Source organism: Azospirillum ramasamyi (assembly GCF_003233655.1).
GTDB lineage: Bacteria > Pseudomonadota > Alphaproteobacteria > Azospirillales > Azospirillaceae > Azospirillum > Azospirillum ramasamyi.
Genome location: NZ_CP029834.1, coordinates 93,742 through 109,441, shown reverse-complemented (window position 1 = coordinate 109,441; position 15,700 = coordinate 93,742). Strand labels below are relative to the sequence as shown.

12 protein-coding genes are annotated in these 15,700 nt (G+C 69.9%); 5 read left to right on the top strand and 7 right to left on the bottom strand.

Annotated features, from left to right (window positions below; genetic code table 11):
- The first annotated feature begins 142 nt into the window (after nt 1-142).
- The 4 genes from DM194_RS25160 to DM194_RS25145 all read left to right on the top strand — a co-directional run bounded on the left by DM194_RS25160 (nt 143) and on the right by DM194_RS25145 (nt 5,796).
- On the top strand, nt 143-2,371 hold the full coding sequence (locus DM194_RS25160) for a lytic transglycosylase domain-containing protein (RefSeq protein WP_425457344.1): 2,229 nt from the start codon (nt 143-145) through the stop codon (nt 2,369-2,371).
- A gap of 54 nt (nt 2,372-2,425) precedes the next feature.
- On the top strand, nt 2,426-2,962 hold the full coding sequence (moaB, locus tag DM194_RS25155) for a molybdenum cofactor biosynthesis protein B (RefSeq protein WP_044553526.1): 537 nt from the start codon (nt 2,426-2,428) through the stop codon (nt 2,960-2,962).
- Nucleotides 2,959-3,975, top strand: coding sequence for a phosphotransferase (locus DM194_RS25150; RefSeq protein ID WP_111070394.1), 1,017 nt, complete (start codon nt 2,959-2,961; stop codon nt 3,973-3,975). The genes moaB and DM194_RS25150 overlap by 4 nt, the downstream gene beginning before the upstream one ends.
- A 93-nt stretch (nt 3,976-4,068) precedes the next feature.
- Nucleotides 4,069-5,796: a tetratricopeptide repeat protein gene (locus DM194_RS25145; RefSeq protein ID WP_111070393.1), complete on the top strand. Its 1,728-nt coding sequence runs from the start codon at nt 4,069-4,071 to the stop codon at nt 5,794-5,796.
- Between the two features lie 25 nt (nt 5,797-5,821).
- Here the strand turns inward: DM194_RS25145 and DM194_RS25140 are convergent, their stop codons facing one another.
- Complete coding sequence (locus tag DM194_RS25140) at nt 5,822-6,262, bottom strand: bacteriohemerythrin (protein ID WP_111070392.1); 441 nt, start codon at nt 6,260-6,262, stop codon at nt 5,822-5,824.
- A gap of 229 nt (nt 6,263-6,491) precedes the next feature.
- Here DM194_RS25140 and DM194_RS25135 point away from each other — a divergent pair, with 229 nt between their 5' ends.
- Entirely contained in the window at nt 6,492-7,247 is a 756-nt protein-coding gene (locus DM194_RS25135; protein WP_111070391.1) for a Fic family protein, read from the top strand.
- A 33-nt stretch (nt 7,248-7,280) separates the two neighbouring features.
- On the opposite strand, the gene DM194_RS25130 is transcribed toward DM194_RS25135, so the two are convergent.
- The 6 genes from DM194_RS25130 to DM194_RS25105 all read right to left on the bottom strand — a co-directional run bounded on the left by DM194_RS25130 (nt 7,281) and on the right by DM194_RS25105 (nt 15,647).
- Entirely contained in the window at nt 7,281-8,942 is a 1,662-nt protein-coding gene (locus DM194_RS25130; protein WP_111070390.1) for a CocE/NonD family hydrolase, read from the bottom strand.
- Nucleotides 8,943-9,176: 234 nt separating this feature from the next.
- Nucleotides 9,177-10,886, bottom strand: a complete 1,710-nt coding sequence (ade, locus tag DM194_RS25125) for an adenine deaminase (RefSeq protein WP_111070389.1) — start codon at nt 10,884-10,886, stop codon at nt 9,177-9,179.
- Nucleotides 10,887-10,952: 66 nt separating this feature from the next.
- Nucleotides 10,953-12,176 carry a GNAT family N-acetyltransferase gene (locus DM194_RS25120; protein ID WP_162630183.1) on the bottom strand — a complete coding sequence of 408 codons (1,224 nt, stop codon included), beginning with the start codon at nt 12,174-12,176 and terminating at the stop codon, nt 10,953-10,955.
- A gap of 21 nt (nt 12,177-12,197) precedes the next feature.
- Nucleotides 12,198-13,526, bottom strand: coding sequence for a PAS domain-containing sensor histidine kinase (locus DM194_RS25115; protein WP_111070387.1), 1,329 nt, complete (start codon nt 13,524-13,526; stop codon nt 12,198-12,200).
- Nucleotides 13,523-14,656: a SpbR family protein gene (spbR, locus tag DM194_RS25110; protein ID WP_162630182.1), complete on the bottom strand. Its 1,134-nt coding sequence runs from the start codon at nt 14,654-14,656 to the stop codon at nt 13,523-13,525. Before spbR ends, DM194_RS25115 begins: the two co-directional genes overlap by 4 nt.
- A gap of 226 nt (nt 14,657-14,882) precedes the next feature.
- Entirely contained in the window at nt 14,883-15,647 is a 765-nt protein-coding gene (locus DM194_RS25105) for a DUF6969 family protein (RefSeq protein WP_111070385.1), read from the bottom strand.
- Nucleotides 15,648-15,700 lie beyond the last annotated feature (53 nt).

Genomic DNA, 15,700 nt, shown 5'->3' with positions numbered 1-15,700 from the left:
GCCGAAAGGCACCTTCCCAACGGGCTAAGGCCATTTTCCCACTTCCCTTAACCCGTTGTAGGAACTGGCGAATACCGGAGACGACACATTCCGCGCGAATCCGTTGCTTGCGGTTCGCGGGCGCTTGCGCTATTTCGGAACAATGCTCCGGATTTTTTGCAGTGCAGCATACAGGGCCGCGAACGCGGTCCCGCTGCGGCGGAACCTTCTGGGGGTGCTGGGTCTCACGGTGGCTTATACCCTGGGACCCGACGGTGCGGCAGGGCTCCGCCCCGCCAGTGCCGCCCTCATTATTCACGCGCCGGACGGTCACGCCGTCGTCCCGCCCGGCCCGGATTCCGTGCCCGACCCCGATACCTTCGATTTCGGCGAGCCGCCCGCTCAAGGCGACCAGGCTTCCGGCGATCCGTCTTCCGACGCTCCGGCGGCCGAAGCGTCCGCCGGCACGGCCGGCTCCCCGCTGCTGCTCGCCGCGGATGACGAGGCCCGCGCCGTCCAACTGGACGAGGAGGATGCCGGCCGCTACCGCCGCATCTTCGCGCTGCAGGAACAGGCGGACTGGGATGCCGCCGACGCCGAGATGGCGAAGCTGAAGGACCGCCGGCTGGTCGGCTATGTCCTGCGCCAGCGCTATCTCCACCCCGACCGCCGCGCCGGCTACGAGGAACTCGCCCGCTGGATGCAGGATTACGGCGACCTCGCCGGGGCGGAGCGGGTACACAGCCTGGCGCAGAAACGCCAACCCGCCGGCCAGCGCGCGCCGAAGCCCCCGCGGGGGGAGGAGCGCGTGCGGCTCGTCGGCTCGCTGGAACGGCTGGGCGGCCTGCGCACCGTCGCCGCGAACGAGGACGACGACGAGGACGGCGTCACCGTCGCCCCGCGCAGCCGCACCGTGTCCCGCGCCCGCAGCGACCGCGCCGCCGTGGCGCGGGTGGAGGAGTTGCTGCGTTCCGGCCGCGCCGGCAACGCCCTGGCCCTGCTGAACCAGGACGAGTTCGGCGGCAAGCTCGACACCGTGCAGTATGACGCCGCCCGCGCCCGCATCGCGGCATCCCTCTATTATTCCGGCGAGACGGCGCAGGCGCTGACGCTCGCCTCGGCCAGCGCCGCCCGGTCGGGCGACATGCTGCCGGAAGCGCATTGGATCGCCGGGCTGTCCGCATGGCGGCTGAAGCAGACCGACCGCGCCGCCCGCCATTTCCAGGGCATGGCCGCCGCCGGCCCGCGCTCCCCCTGGAAGGCGGCGGCGGCCGATTACTGGGCGGCCCGCGCCCTGGCCCGCAAGCCCGGCAAGGAGAAGGAGGCGGCCGAGCATCTGGCCGCCGCCGCGCGCTATCCCCACACCTTCTACGGCCTGATCGCGCTGCGCACCCTGGGCACGCTGCACGATGTGCGCTGGCAGGCGCCGGAGTTGAGCGGAAAGAGCTTGGCGGCGATGGCGGCCAAGCCGGCAGGATCCCGCGCGATCGCCCTGCTGCAGGTGGGCCAGCGTGAACTCGCCGGCATGGAACTGCAGCGCATCCATCCCAAGGGCGACCCGCTGGTCGAGCAGGCGATGGTGGCGCTGGCCGACCGCGCCGGGGTGGCGACCCTGTCGCTGCGGCTGGGCAACGCCGTGGCCGGACCGGACGGGGCGCCCTATGCCGCCGCCCTCTACCCCCTGCCGCGCTGGACGCCGCGCGACGGCTTCGCGGTGGACCGGGCGCTGGTCTTCGCGGTGATGCGCCAGGAATCGCGTTTCGACCCGCGTCTGGTCAGCTCCGCCGGGGCGACCGGGCTGATGCAGATCCTGCCCAGCACCGCCCAGCATGTGCGCGAACGCCACGCCGACATCGGCAGCGAGGATGCCAGCCGCGACGCCCTGTTCGATCCCTCCCGCAACATGGAGCTGGGCCAGCGCTACCTGACCGAGCTGCTGGGCATGCCGGATATCGACGGCAACCTGTTCCTCGCCGCCGCCGCCTACAATGCCGGGCCGGGCACTCTGGCGCGCTGGCGGCGGGAGTTGAGCGACATCACCGATCCCCTGCTGTTCATCGAAAGCCTTTCCTTCGGCGAGACGCGCGACTATGTGGAGAAGGTGATGGCCAACTTCTGGATCTACCAGCTTCGGCTGGGCCAGGAGCCCACCTCGCTCGACGCCGTCGCCGACGGAAAGTGGCCGTCCTACATCCCGGTGGAGGCCGCCACCCAGGTCGCGGCGCAAACGGATCCGCTGCCGGATCCGCTGCCGGACCCGCTGCCGGCGACGAAGCCCGCGGTCCCGGCTGCGGATGCGGCGGTGGCCGAGTCTCCGACCACGGAGGCCCCGGCGGCGCGCGCTCCGGTGGAAACGGTGGCGGAGCGGGGGGAGGCCAACCCGATACCCTGACGCCGGCGCGCCCATTGTCGGGCTCCGGCCCGACACGAGGACACGCCTGCCGCCATGCCGAAGATCGACGAGAGCCGCCCCTTCCTTCCCGTGAACATCGCGGTGATCACGGTGTCCGACACCCGCAGCGCCGCCGACGACCGGTCCGGCGACGCGCTGGCGGAGCGGATCGCCGGGGCCGGCCACCGGCTCGCCGCCCGGACCATCGTCCGCGACGACATCGCGGCGATCCGCGCGCAGGTGCAGGCCCATATCGCCGATCCGCAGATCGACGTGGTGCTGACCACCGGCGGCACCGGGGTCACCGGCCGCGACGTGACGCCGGAAGCGGTCGAGGCGCTCTATGAAAAGGCGATCCCCGGCTTCGGCGAGCTGTTCCGCTACCTCAGCTACGCCAAGGTCGGCACCTCCACCATCCAGAGCCGGGCGACCGGCGGCGTCGCCAACGGCACCTACATCTTCGCCCTGCCGGGTTCGCCCAGCGCCTGCCGCGACGCCTGGGACGACATCCTGGTCTGGCAGCTCGACAACCGCCACCGCCCCTGCAACCTCGTGGAGCTGATGCCCCGCCTGCGCGAGCATATGGCGTGAGCGGACCCGCCGGTTTTTCGACGGAGGCCCTGCACGCCGCCCTGATCCGGCTGCCTCGCCTTGCCGACCTCGCCCCCGACGCGCTGGAGCCGATGCCGCTGAAGGGCGTCGCCCACGACCATGTGCGGCTGCGCGGCCGGCGGCTGGTCGCCCGCATCCCGCGCTGGAGCCAGCTTGGCCTCGACGCCTGGACGGCGCTCGACCGGCAGGCCGCCGCCTTCCGGCGGGCGGAACCGTCGGGCCACACCCCGCGCTTCGCCGGCCTGCTGCCGCCGGGCGAGGGGCTGCCGCTGGGCGCGCTGGTGGTCGGCGAGGTGGAGGGGCGCACCCCCGTCCTGCCCCGCGACATGCCGGCCATCGGCCGCGCACTGGCGGCGATCCACCGCATGGCCCCGCCGGACTTCTACGAGCCGCTGCCCGCCCCGCCCGATCCGGTCGCCGCCCTGCTGGCCCAGGTGGAGCGGCAGGCGGAGTGGTTCGACCGCGCCGCGCTGGATGCCGGCGCCCGCGCCCTGATCGCGGAGGAGCTTGCCGCCGCCCGTGCCGGCGACCTCGCACCGCCGCCGGAAGCCCCGATGCCGCTGACCGCGGTGGGGGTGGACGTGCATCCCGGCAATTTCCTGATCGACGGTTACGGCAAGGCCTGGTTCACCGACCTGGAGAAGCTGCAATACGGCCATCCGGCAAGCGACCTCGCCCATGCCAGCCTCTACACCTCCACCAAATGGGATCCCGCGGTGAATGCGGAGCTGGCGCCGGCCGACATCGACGCCTTCGTCGAGGCCTGGGCGATGGCGGTTCCCGGCGACCTCGCCGACGAGGTGCGGCCCTGGCTGAAGCCGTTGCGGCGTCTCACCTGGCTGCGCACCCTGTCCTGGATGGCCCGCTGGTCGGTGGAGGGCGCCACGCTGTCGCCGGGCATGCCGGAAGGCCTGCGCGCCCATATGGACGCCCACGCCACCGACATTTTGCGCGCCGAACGGATAGAACAGGTGAGGCGCGATTGGCGTTGACCGGTTTCGCAAAGGGGGAGGGCACGAAAGTCACTTGCCCGCGCCCTGCCGAAAATGATGGGATACCGACTCGGAAAACGAGGTGACGAGAGCATGACGAGTTTCCGACGCCGGTTGCTGCCGATCTCCCGGGCCGTTCTGCTGGCTGCCCTGCTGTCCGCTGGCGTGTTCGCAGGCGCCGCGCCGGCCCCGGCCTTCGCAGCCGGCCCGCCCGGCGAGACCGCCGGTTCCGCCACCGGCAGCTATCTGGCCGGCCGCCACGCCCAGCACAACGACGACTGGACGGCGGCGGCGCGCTTCACCGCCCATGCGCTGGCCGCCGATCCCGACGATCAGGCCCTGCTGCGCCGCACCTTCCTGCTGCGGCTGGGCGAGGGGCAGGTCGACACCGCCATCGGCTATGCCGCCCGCCTGCTGGGCGAGCAGGCCGAGCCGCAGATGGCGCTGACCCTGCTGGCCGCCGATGCGCTCGCCAAGGGCAAGCTGGACGAGGCCGACGGCTATGCCGCCCGCCTGCCGGCCGATGGGCTGGGCCGCTTCATAACCCCGCTGACCCGCGCCTGGCTGGCGACCGCCCGCGGCAAGACGGACGAGGCGCTGGCCGCGCTGGAACCGCTGGCCGCAGTCCAGGGCTTCGGTGCGCTCTACAACCTGCATGCCGCCCTGATCCTCGACCTCGCCGGACGCAGCGAGGATGCCGCCGCCCGCTATGTCAAGGTGATGGACACCGAGGCGCCGCTGCGGGTGGTGCAGATCGTCGGCAACTTCATGATGCGCACCGGCCGCACGGACGAGGCGCGCAAGCTCTACGAGACCTTCCAGGCCGGCAACCCCGACGGGCTGCTGGTGGAGCCGGCGCTGGAGGTCATGGCAAAGGCGCCGTCCGACGCCCGCCCGGTGCCCGACGCCCGCTCCGGCCTTGCCGAGGCGCTGTTCGACCTGGGCAGCGCCCTGCATCACGAGAATGCCGACGAACCGGCGCTTCTGTTCGGCCGCATCGCGCTGCACCTGCGCGAGGATCTGCCGCTCGCCCATCTGCTGATCGGCGACATCGTCGCCTCCCGCGATCATCATGAGGAGGCGCTGACCGCCTACCGGCGGCTGGCGGAGGATCCGCTGCTGGGCTGGACCGCCCGCATGCGCGAAGCCGACAGCCTCGCCCGCATGAACCGCAACGACGACGCCATCGCGGTGCTCAAGGCCCTGTCCGCCGACCGGCCGGAGCGCACCGACGCCGTGACGCGGCTGGGCGACATCTACCGCTATGCCAAGCGGTATGACGAGGCGATCTCCGCCTACACGACCGCTCTGGAGCGGATCGGCGCACCGCAGGAACGGCATTGGCCGCTGCTGTACGCCCGCGCCATGAGCTATGAGAGGACCAAGCAGTGGCCGCAGGCGGAGGCCGACCTGCAGACCGCGCTGACGCTGCGGCCGGACGAACCGTCGCTGCTGAACTTCCTCGGCTACAGTTGGATCGACCGGGGCGAGCATCTGGACAAGGCCAGGGCGATGGTGGAGCGCGCGGTGGAGTTGCGCCCGCGCGACGGCTACATCGTCGACAGCCTGGGCTGGGCCCTCTACAAGCTGGGCGATTTCGAGGGCGCGGTCGCGAAGCTGGAGCGCGCCGTGGAACTGAAGCCGGGCGACCCCACCATCAACGACCATCTCGGCGACGCCTATTGGCGCGCCGGCCGCCGCAACGAGGCCCGGTTCCAGTGGATGCGCGCGCTGCGAAACGCTGACGAGGACACCGACAAGGCCGCCATCCAGGCCAAGCTGGACGGGGGGATGGCCGAGCGGAAGGCGGCGGCGAAGTAACGCAGTGTCCCCTCTTTCCCCCCGCTTACGCGCAAAAATCATTGGCGCTTGAGCGCGGGGCAGAGGGGGGCTCCCCCACATAGGGCTTGTACAGGCTGTCGGTCTGCTGGATGTGCTCCACGAACCAGTCCTTCAGCAGAAGGATCAGGTCGACACGCAGCATGGTGGGGTTGCCGCCTTCGAAGTCCTGGGCCAGCTTATTGACCTCGCCGGCGAAATAGCGGTGGGCGGCGAGGTGGCGGTCCAGTTCGGGATAGCCGCAACGCTCCATCATCGCCTCTTCCCGCGCGAAATGGACGGCGACATAGTCCTTGAGGCTGGCGAGCAGGCTGGACAGCTCCTCCCGGTTGGCGGGGGTGATGCCGCTTTCCAGCAGGCCGTTGAACAGGTCGAGAAGGCGTCGATGCTCGTCGTCGAGCACGGGCACGCCGACGCTCATGGATTCGTCCCAGGCGACATAGGTCATCGCAGCGACCTCCCCCCTCGCATCCCGCGAATTCAAGCGCCTCCGCCCTTTTAAAGCGGTTGCGGCCGGCCATGGCTGGGTTGTGGACATCTTGACAGGGATCCTAAAACCGGCAACCGTGCCCGTCCAAGCGGCAAATCCCCGCAGGGGGCGCGGCATGTTGCGCCGAGCCCCGTTGAACCGGCTTCCAGCCACCAGACCGCTCCCATTCACCAGATCAGAGTGACCGATGGCCCTGCTCGAAGAGATCGCGGAGAAGAAACGGGCGCTGGACGCTGCCCGCCCCCTGCCGCAGGAGGTCGTGCATGGCATCGCCGACCGCTTCGAACTGGACCTCACCGCCGCCGCCGCCGCGCTGGAGGAGGTGCCGGTCAAGCCCGCCGACGTCAAGGCGATCCTGGAGCGCGGCAGCATCCTGCGCCACCGCGCGGCGGAGGAGCAGCGTTTCGTGCTGAACCATCGCGCGGCGCTGGAACTGATGGCGCGGCTGTCCTTCGATCCGACGGGCGCCGTGACCGAACGCACGGTCTCCGCCTTCCACAGCGTTCTGTATCGCGGCATCGAGGACGAGGCCGGGAAATACCGCAACGGCGCGCCGAAGGACGATCCGGCGGAAACGGCGCCCGATCCGGCCAAGCTGCGCGTATCGATGTCGGCGCTGTCGACCTGGATGCGCAAATCGGACGCCGGTCCCGACGCCGCCTTCGAGGCGCATTACAAGCTGAGCGCCATCCGCCCCTTCCACACCGGCAACCGCGCCACGGCGCTGCTGCTGTGCAACCTGATCCTGAATCGCGCCGGCTACCCGCCGGTGGTGGTCCAGGCGGAAGACCGCGACCTTTATCTCGATCTCGTCGAGCGGGCCTGGGCGGTCGGCGACAAGACGCCGTTCCGCGACCTGATGATGCGGCTCCTGTCGCAGAGCCTGGATTACTGCCTGGAGGCTGCGGGCAGGGCCGATACGGACGAACCCGGCGGTCCTTAAGGTTTTCGGGCCAGAGATTTTTGGGCCTGACGTTCATGAGGCCGGCAGGCGCAGGCGCGACGGACGGTCCGGGCCGCTGTGGATCAGCAGCGTGATCGGCAGCGCATCGACCCGGCGGGTCTCGCCCGGCTCGGCCCCGGTGCCGGGATTGACCGGATAGGCGGGGAAACAGGAGCCGGCGAGGCTGAGGCGCAGCGCCGATCCCGGCGCCAGCGTGGCGCAGGCCGCCCGCATGGCGATGGTCAGCGGCCGGGTCGGATCGCCCGGCTCCACCCGCGCATGGCCCTGGGTCAGCGGCAGCACCTGCCCGTCGGGGCGCAGCACCGACAACACGGCGCTGACGTCGAAGGACGGGGCGTCGGCCTCCACCCACAAATCCAGCGCGACCCGCCCGGCCAGCATCAACGGTTCGTCCAAGGGCAGGCTGGTGTAGGTCGCCACATCCGGCCGGCGGTCGACGGCGGCGCGGTCGTGGCGGCCGGCGGCGGACGGCACCGCATGGCCGCCGACCGTCGGCACCGGGCCGCGCGGATCATGCACCACCACGTCGAGTGCCTCGAAATCGGGCATCTCCGGCCCCAGCCGGCCGCCCTGCCGGTTGGCGAGGCCGTCGCTGGTCAGATGAAGCACCGCCTCGGCCGTGGGCAAGCCGGGCAGGTCGTGCCAGCGCCCGGTTTCCACGTCATGCAGGCGCACCGGGCCGCCACGGTCCGATCCCTGCCCTTTCAGCACCCGATCGAACCAGGAGAGTTGCAGCGTGTCGAGCGTCGGCCCCTCCCCCGGCGCCGCGGCGGGTCCGTCGGCGCCCCAGGGACCGATCACCAGCCGCACCGACGCCCGGCCCCGAGCAGCAAGCCGGTCGGCCGCAAGCAGGTCATGCGCATCCAGCGTGCCGGCCAGCCGGGGGTCGTACCAGCCGCCGATCTGCAGCACCGCGACGTCGGCCGGCATGTCCGCCCGCATCGCCTTGGGCGACAGCGCGGTCCAGGCCGGGCCGGGCACGGGGTTGGTCAGCCAGTCGTCGTAATGGGAATAGCGGGCATAATCGCGCAGGGCCTGCGGCCGCGACGGGATCTCGTCGTCGACGGGCAGGCTGCGCGCCGCATCGGACAGGATGCGGTGGCCGGTGCCGTCCTCCACCCGCCGCGCCGCCTCGGCGGCGCTGCGCAGAGCCCAGTCCATCGCGTCGGCCAGCCGGAAGGCGCCGCCCTCATAAGCCCAGTCGGAGAAGACGTCCCAGCCGGCGAAGGCCGGCGCCACCGCGCGCAGGGCGCCCGGCCGCTCCGCCAGCGCCAGCCACTGCGCCATCCCGGCATAGCCGCAGCCATACATCGCCACCACGCCCGACGACCCCGGCAGCGAGGCCGCCCAGGCCACGGCGTCGGCCCCGTCCTCCCGCTCCGCCTCGAAGGGGCGGAAACGGCCGTCCGACGTGCCGCAGCCGCGCACATCCTGCACCACCACGACATAGCCCTGCGCCGCGTACCAGCGGGGATGGGCATAATGGCTGGTCAGCGCGATGCGCCGGCCGCAGGCCACGCGCAGCAGCAGCACTGGCCATGTGCCGGCGGCGTCGGGCCGATAGAGGTCCGCATCCAGCCGCACGCCGTCCCGTGTCCGCATCGACACGGTCTCCGGCGGCCGGACAGGCAGCAGGTCGTGCAACTGGTGGATCATGGGGGCCAGATGGGTCATGGCTGAACATGCTCGCTCGATGACGAACAACGAATAACGTGTCGTCGTGGCAAAGCCTGTGCCAGAGGGTCCGGCGCCCTTGCTGCCGATTTTCGGACGGAGCGCGCCGGCTCGAAAGCCCCTTTCCCGCAAGAGGAAAGGGGATCCGTCAGGCACCCGTGCTTCCTGGTTCCGGAGCGGTCAGGCTCTGCCCATTCGCCGCGCCTCCGCCTCTTTTCCAGGCAATCAGCCCATTCAGGCGGCAATCAGCTCGAACCTGTCGACATCGACCATGCCGCGGTCGGTGATCTTCAGATGCGGGATGACCGGCAGCGGCAGGAAGGCCAGCTGCAGGAACGGCTCGGCCAGCGGGCAACCCATGGCGCGGACGGCGGCGCGCAGGGTGCGCAGCTTCGCCTCCACCGTTTCGAACGGCTCCAGGCTCATCAGCCCGGCCAGCGGCAGGGCAAGCTCGCCCACCACCTTGCCGTCGCGCACGGCGACGAAGCCGCCCTGAAGCTCGATCAGCCAGTTGACGGCGATCCGCATGTCGGCGTCGCTCGCCCCCACCACGCAGATGTTGTGGCTGTCATGCCCGACGGACGACGCCAGCGCCCCCTCCGCGAAGCCGAAACCCTGGACGAAGCCGCGGCCGATGTTGCGGTTGCTGCCATGGCGGGCGAACACGCAGATCTTCAGCAGGTCGCGCGACGGATCGGCCACCATCCGGCCGCCCACCACCGGAACCTCGATCCGCCGGTGCTCGGTCAGGATCCTGCCCGGCTCCAGCCCGATCACCGACTGGACCGACCCGCCAGCCGGCACGGCGAAATCCTCCTCCGCCACCGGCTCCAGCTTCACCGAATCCAGCCCCACCGGCGTCACCGCCGGCAGGCCGTCGAAGCTGTGCGGGCCGACGACCCTGCCGTTGCGGATGACGCGGTTGACCGCGCAATCCTCCAGGTCATCGAGCAGGACCAGGTCGGCGCGATGGCCCGGCGCCACCAGCCCGCGGTCATACAGGCGGAATCCGCGGGCGGCCGACCAGGTGGCGGCGCGGTAGACATGGGCGACCGGCGCGCCGAGGCGGATGGCGCTGCGGATCAGGTGATCCATGTGCCCTTCCTCGGCGATGTCCAGCGGGTTGCGGTCGTCGGTGCAGAATCCCAGGAAGGGCGAGGTTTCGGGGCTGATGACTTCGGCCAGGGCATGGACGTCCTTCGACACCGACCCGTCGCGGATCAGCACCTGCATGCCCTTGCGCAGCTTCTCCATCGCTTCCGCGGCGCTGGTGGTCTCGTGGCAGTTGCGGATGCCGCAGGACAGATAGGCGTTCAGCTCCTTCCCCGACACCAGCGGGGCGTGGCCGTCGATGTGGCGCCCGTCGAAGGCGGCCAGCTTGTCCAGCACGCCGTCCACCTTGTGGAAGACGCCGGGAAAATTCATGAACTCCGCCAATCCCAGCACGCGGGGATGGTCCATGTGGCGGATCAGGTCCGGCGCCTCCAGCCGCGCGCCCGACGTCTCCAGCTCCGTCGCCGGTACGCAGGAGGACAGCTGCACGAACAGGTCGAGCGCCGTCCCGCCGGCACTGTCGAGGAAATAGCGGAGGCCTTGCTCGCCCAGCACGTTGCAGATCTCATGCGGGTCGCAAATGGCGGTGGTGGTGCCGCGCGGCAGGACGCAGCGGTCGAACTCCTGCGGGGTGACGCAGGTGGATTCGCAATGGACATGGGTGTCGATGAAGCCCGGCACCACGGTCAGCCCGCGCCCGTCGATCTCCTCCACCCCGTCATAGGATTCGTAGGTGCCGACGATGACCTCGCCGCAGACGGCGATGTCGCCCTCCGCAATCTCGCCGGTCACGACATTGAGGAAGCGCGTGTTCTTGATGACCAGATCGGCCTTCGCCTCGCCCAGCGCCTGCCCGATGCGCGTCTTCAGATCATCCCGGCTCACCGTCATGTCCCACCCCGCCTGTCACCTATTCAAACAGTCAAGGTGGCGCGGCTTGCCGCGCCGTGCAAGCGGCTATCGACCCTTACCGCCCTCTTCCGGCTGGCGAAAGGGCGAGCGCGCCTGTTCCTGTGCGAAGCAGTCGAGCATCTTCGCATTGTGTGGCTCCAACCCCTCCGCCACCGCACGCCGCATGTCGGTGTGCAGGAACCAATGGCAGGCATGGGTAAGTTTCGGCTGGAAACCACGGTCAAGCTTGTGCGGTCCGCCGCGCCCCGCATCAACCCGGTTCAGGCCATGGGCGATCGCCCATTCGACGGTGCGGTAATAACAGGTTTCGAAATGGACGAACCGCGTGTCCTCTCTTGCGCCCCAAGTTCGGAGATAGAGGCAATCATCCCCTTCCACGGTCATCAATGTGCCGATCGCCACGCCGCCGGATTCGGCGAAGGTCAGCTTCACGGCATCGCCGAAGGCGGCACAGAACCGCAGGACGAAATCCATGGTCAGCGCCTGACGCCGCCCCCGGCGAACGTGAAGGTCGGTCACCAGATCGAGGAAAACCGCGGCGTCGGCCTCCCCGACCCGGCTGCCCGGCACCTCACGGAACCGCACTCCGCTGGCAGCGACCTTGCGGCGCTCCCACAGCAGCACGCCGCGCCGCCGCTTCGACAGGGCAGAGGTGAAATCGGAGAAGTCGCGGTACCCTTCGTTCCTCCATTCGTAGTCGACGCCATGACGGGTAAGCCACCCCGCCCTCTCCAACCGGCTGCGGTCCTCCTCGTTCGGGAAGCCGACATGGATGGAAGACAGGCCATGCTTGTGGGCCAGGGATCGCAACGCGTCGATCAGCGCATCGGCCACGCCGGGCGGTCCCCCCTCCCGCAGCAGGATCCGCGCGCCGGTCACCGGGGTGTAGGGGACGTCCATGAGCAGCTTGGGAAAATAGCGTCCACCCGCCGCCTGGTAGCCGTCGACCCATGGCTGATCGGGCCAGTGCTCATCCGTCGAACGGTCGCGCAGGTAAAGGGGGGCCGCCCCAACCATCCGGCCCGACGCCTCCCGCAGGATCATGTGGGCAGGGCGCCAGCCATTCGCCGGCCCCGCCAATCCGCTGTCCTCCAATGCACTGAGATAGGCATGGCTCACGAACGGCCCCTTGCCGGCCGCGCAGGCGTCCCATTCCAGCGGATCGACACCGGAAATCCCGAACACCATTGCAATCGACAATGGCGCAGCCGGCGATGACGCCGCCGACAACGTCGCATCGCGCCGATCCCCCACCGGCGCGGCACCCATCACCGACATTTCATATTCCGATCATTCCCCATCATATGGCGGCGCAACCGGCAGGCGCACGCTGACCGTCGTGCCCTCCCCTTCGCGGCTGCGGATGTCCAGCGTGCCCTTCAGCAGATCGACGAAGGAGCGGACCAGCGGCAGGCCCAGCCCGGTGCCGCCGGCGCGGCGGGACAACTGGCTGTCGACCTGTCCGAAGGGTTGCAGGGCCACGGCGATGCCTGCGGCGCTCATGCCGATGCCGGTGTCGGCGACCTCGATCAGGACACGGCCGCGATCCGGCTGCACGCGCAGCGCGATGCTGCCGCCGGCGGGGGTGAACTTGACGGCGTTGGACAGCAGGTTCAGCAGAATCTGCTTCACCCGCACCGGGTCGCCCAGCAGGTGCGGGGTATCGGGGGCGATGTCCTGGGTCAGGGTCAGGCCGCTTTCCTTCGCCCGCTCGCCGATCAGCAGCAAAGAGCTTTCCACCGCGTCGCGAACGTCCATCGGCTGCGGATGCATCTCCAGCTTTCCCGCCTCGATCTTGGCGACGTCCAGGATGTCGCTGATGACGGCCAGCAGATGCTGCCCCGACTTGCCGATCACCTTGGCATAGTCGAGGTATTTGGGATGGCCCAACGGCCCGACGATCTCGCTTTCCATCATCGAAGAGAATCCGATGATGGCGTTCAGCGGGGTGCGCAGTTCGTGGCTCATGTTGGCCAGGAACTCGCTCTTGGCCCGGTTCGCCAGTTCGGCCTGCTCCTTGGCCTGGATCAGCGCCTGTTCGGCGCGACGGCGTTCCTGGATTTCCTGCATCAGCGCGCGGGTGCGCTCGGCGACGCGCATTTCCAGCTCGTCGCGGGCCTGCCGCAGAGCCAGTTCCGCCCGCTTGCGCCGGGTGATGTCCTGGCCGACGCACAGGATGCCCGGCGGCACACCCTCCGCCTCCGGCAGGCGGTTCAGGTTCCACAGGAACACCCGCTCGCTTATGCGGTCCTGCTCGCGCAGCGCCTGTTCGAAGTTGCGGACCTCCGTGCCCTGGACGGCGATGGCGAGCTGGGCGGCGAAGGCCCCGGTCGGGCGTTCCCCCATCACCTCCGTCCAATGGCGGCCGATGGCGCTGCCGCCGTCCACGCAGAAGGCGCGTTCGGCTTCCCGGTTGGCCTCCTGCACGCTGCCGTCCTCGCCCAGGACCAGGATGATGCTGGCCGCGGTCTGCACCAGGGAGCGGAAACGCGCTTCGCCCGTCCGCGCCTCGCTCTGCCGCAAGGCGGCCTCCAGCTCGGCCACGCGGGCTTCGAGACGGCGGACGGTCTCCGCCGGCCCGGCCGGGCTTGCATCCGTGAAAGCTGTCCGCTCGGTCACGCCGCGGCGTTTTCCGGCTGCATGATGTCGCCCAGCTTCGCCAGCAGGAATTCCAGATCCTCGGGCGCCAAATCCTCGTACTGGGTCAGGATGCGCTCGATGACGCGGCGGCGGTGGCGCTCGCGGTCGCCGGGTTCGCCGTCATAGGGCGTCTCCTTAAGCACGTCGATGGCGATGCGGCAGGCCGGAAGCAGGGCCGGCGGCAGCTTCGCCTTGTCGTAGAGCGATTTCAGCCCCAGCCGGCCGGCATCGTGGATCAGCAGGCGGGCGTTGGTCAGCGGCACATTCGCCATGCGCGACATGGCCATCTCGAAGAAGACGATGTCGCCGGTACACAGCGAGCGCAGCAGCAGCGAGGGCGTCAGCCGGCCGGTCCGGGCAAGCTGGCCCACCAGCCGGTCCAGGGCGCCTTCGTCGCTCTCCCCGGTGAACAGGGCCACGGTCGCCCGCTCGCGGCTTTGCAGGATCAGCTCCGACGCGACCTTGGCCGGCAGCTCATGGTGCGCGACGAGATGCTGGCGCAGCCGTTCCGACACCACGGCGACCAGCCGTTCGGCGATGGTGATCGGCAGCTTGGAGCGGTGGACCAGCGGATCCTGCACCGCCTCGCTGTCGCCGAAACAGTCGATGACGCGGCCCAGGCTCCGCTCGCCCAGCTCCGCCCCTTCGTTGGCGACCAGGGCGGCGACGGCGCGTTCGGACCCGCTTTCGATCAGCGCGTCGGCCACCACCGCCGGCACGGTCGGGCGCTGGGCGATGGCGGTGCTCTTGGCCTCGGCCCCGGCCCCCCCGGACCGGACGATCTCGACCAGATCGGCCGGGGTCAGCACGGTGGAGACGCTGAGGACCGGGATCGCCACCGCCTCCACGTCGCGGGCGAGGCTCAGCGCCACGTCGCGCGGCAGGGACGGGCTGGATTTCAGGTTCTCGGCCAGGGTCTGGCGGACACGCAGGACCGTGTCGTTGACCATCACGCGGATGATGTCCTCCGCCAGCTTGTGCTCGGCCTGCGACAGCCCGGGGCTGTCGAACTGCTGGGCCAGCTTGGCGGCCAGATCGGTCCGGCTGTTCGGGGACGGGTCGGCCAGCAGCCGCGCCACGTCCTCCTGGGTCAGATGACCCGCTTTCATACCGTCACTCATGGGTCCGGGACCCTTCCTGCCCTGATCCGTCTCCTTATTGGTCGCGAAGAGGCGATAACCCGCGCGGATGTGGGCGGAGACTTGTCCACACAATCAAGAATCTTCAGAAACGGTTGAACCTTCATTAACGCCGGAGGGTCATAGATCGTCGGGAAGGGGCCGGGCCTGCAGGATGGGATTTGCGGGATCGGCCTTGCGGGATCTGGGCCGCGGATCAGGGCTGTTCGACGAAGCTGGGCGGTTCCGGCAGGATCGGGCGGCGGCGGCGGGCGCCGCGCAGGTGGATGGCGATCCCGGCGATCTGCTCCTCCACCGAGATGTGGCGCTGGGAGGCCACCTCCAGCCCGCGGTCCTCGTAGACATAGGCGTCGGGGTGGGCGTCGGCCCAGCGGCGGATGGCGGCGTCGCGCTCGTGCAGCAGGCCGACGATGGTCGGGCGGAACAGCCGCATCATCGCGGTGATCCAGCGGTTGGCGGGCCAGGACGGCCGGGCATGGTCGACCTCGAAGGCGTCGAGCATGGCAATCACGTCGTCGGCCCCGTACCAGGTCTCCCCCGTCACCCAGCGGTTGGTGGTGAACAGACGCACCGGCTGGCCGGCGACGTCCATGGCGATGCCGATCAGGTGCGACAGCGCGTCGTTGTCGTTCTCCGGCGGCTGGAAATCGGGCAGCGGCGCCGGCCGCAGGCCGGGCGGCATGCCGTGGGGCCGCAGGAAGGTGTGGAAATGCCCATGCTCCCCGTTGGGCCGCTCGCCCTCGGGATGGCAGTGGTAATAGTACTGGGCATGGAATTCAGCGTCGTAGACATCGCCCGGCGGATAGTGCTTCCACTCGTACAGCGTGCCGTGGCCGCGCAGAAGCTCGCCCACCACCGTGTCGCCGGTCTTGGCAAGGACACGCTGGCACAGGCGCACCTCGCGTCCGGCCTCGGCCATCGCCTCCAACTCTTCCCGGGACACGTCCGACAAATCCGTCATCGCCCGATCCTGCGCTGCGCGAACAACCCAATTACGTACGCGGCTATGCGGAG

Bases quoted from the DNA above. Each gene is read 5' to 3' on its own strand.
- spbR (WP_162630182.1), bottom strand. From the start codon at position 14,656: ATGAAAGCGGGTCATCTGACCCAGGAGGACGTGGCGCGGCTGCTGGCC.
- DM194_RS25145 (WP_111070393.1), top strand. From the start codon at position 4,069: ATGACGAGTTTCCGACGCCGGTTGCTGCCGATCTCCCGGGCCGTTCTG.
- DM194_RS25120 (WP_162630183.1), bottom strand. From the start codon at position 12,176: ATGGGTGCCGCGCCGGTGGGGGATCGGCGCGATGCGACGTTGTCGGCG.
- DM194_RS25135 (WP_111070391.1), top strand. From the start codon at position 6,492: ATGGCCCTGCTCGAAGAGATCGCGGAGAAGAAACGGGCGCTGGACGCT.
- DM194_RS25160 (WP_425457344.1), top strand. From the start codon at position 143: ATGCTCCGGATTTTTTGCAGTGCAGCATACAGGGCCGCGAACGCGGTC.
- ade (WP_111070389.1), bottom strand. From the start codon at position 10,886: ATGACGGTGAGCCGGGATGATCTGAAGACGCGCATCGGGCAGGCGCTG.
- DM194_RS25140 (WP_111070392.1), bottom strand. From the start codon at position 6,262: ATGACCTATGTCGCCTGGGACGAATCCATGAGCGTCGGCGTGCCCGTG.
- DM194_RS25130 (WP_111070390.1), bottom strand. From the start codon at position 8,942: ATGACCCATCTGGCCCCCATGATCCACCAGTTGCACGACCTGCTGCCT.
- moaB (WP_044553526.1), top strand. From the start codon at position 2,426: ATGCCGAAGATCGACGAGAGCCGCCCCTTCCTTCCCGTGAACATCGCG.
- DM194_RS25105 (WP_111070385.1), bottom strand. From the start codon at position 15,647: ATGACGGATTTGTCGGACGTGTCCCGGGAAGAGTTGGAGGCGATGGCC.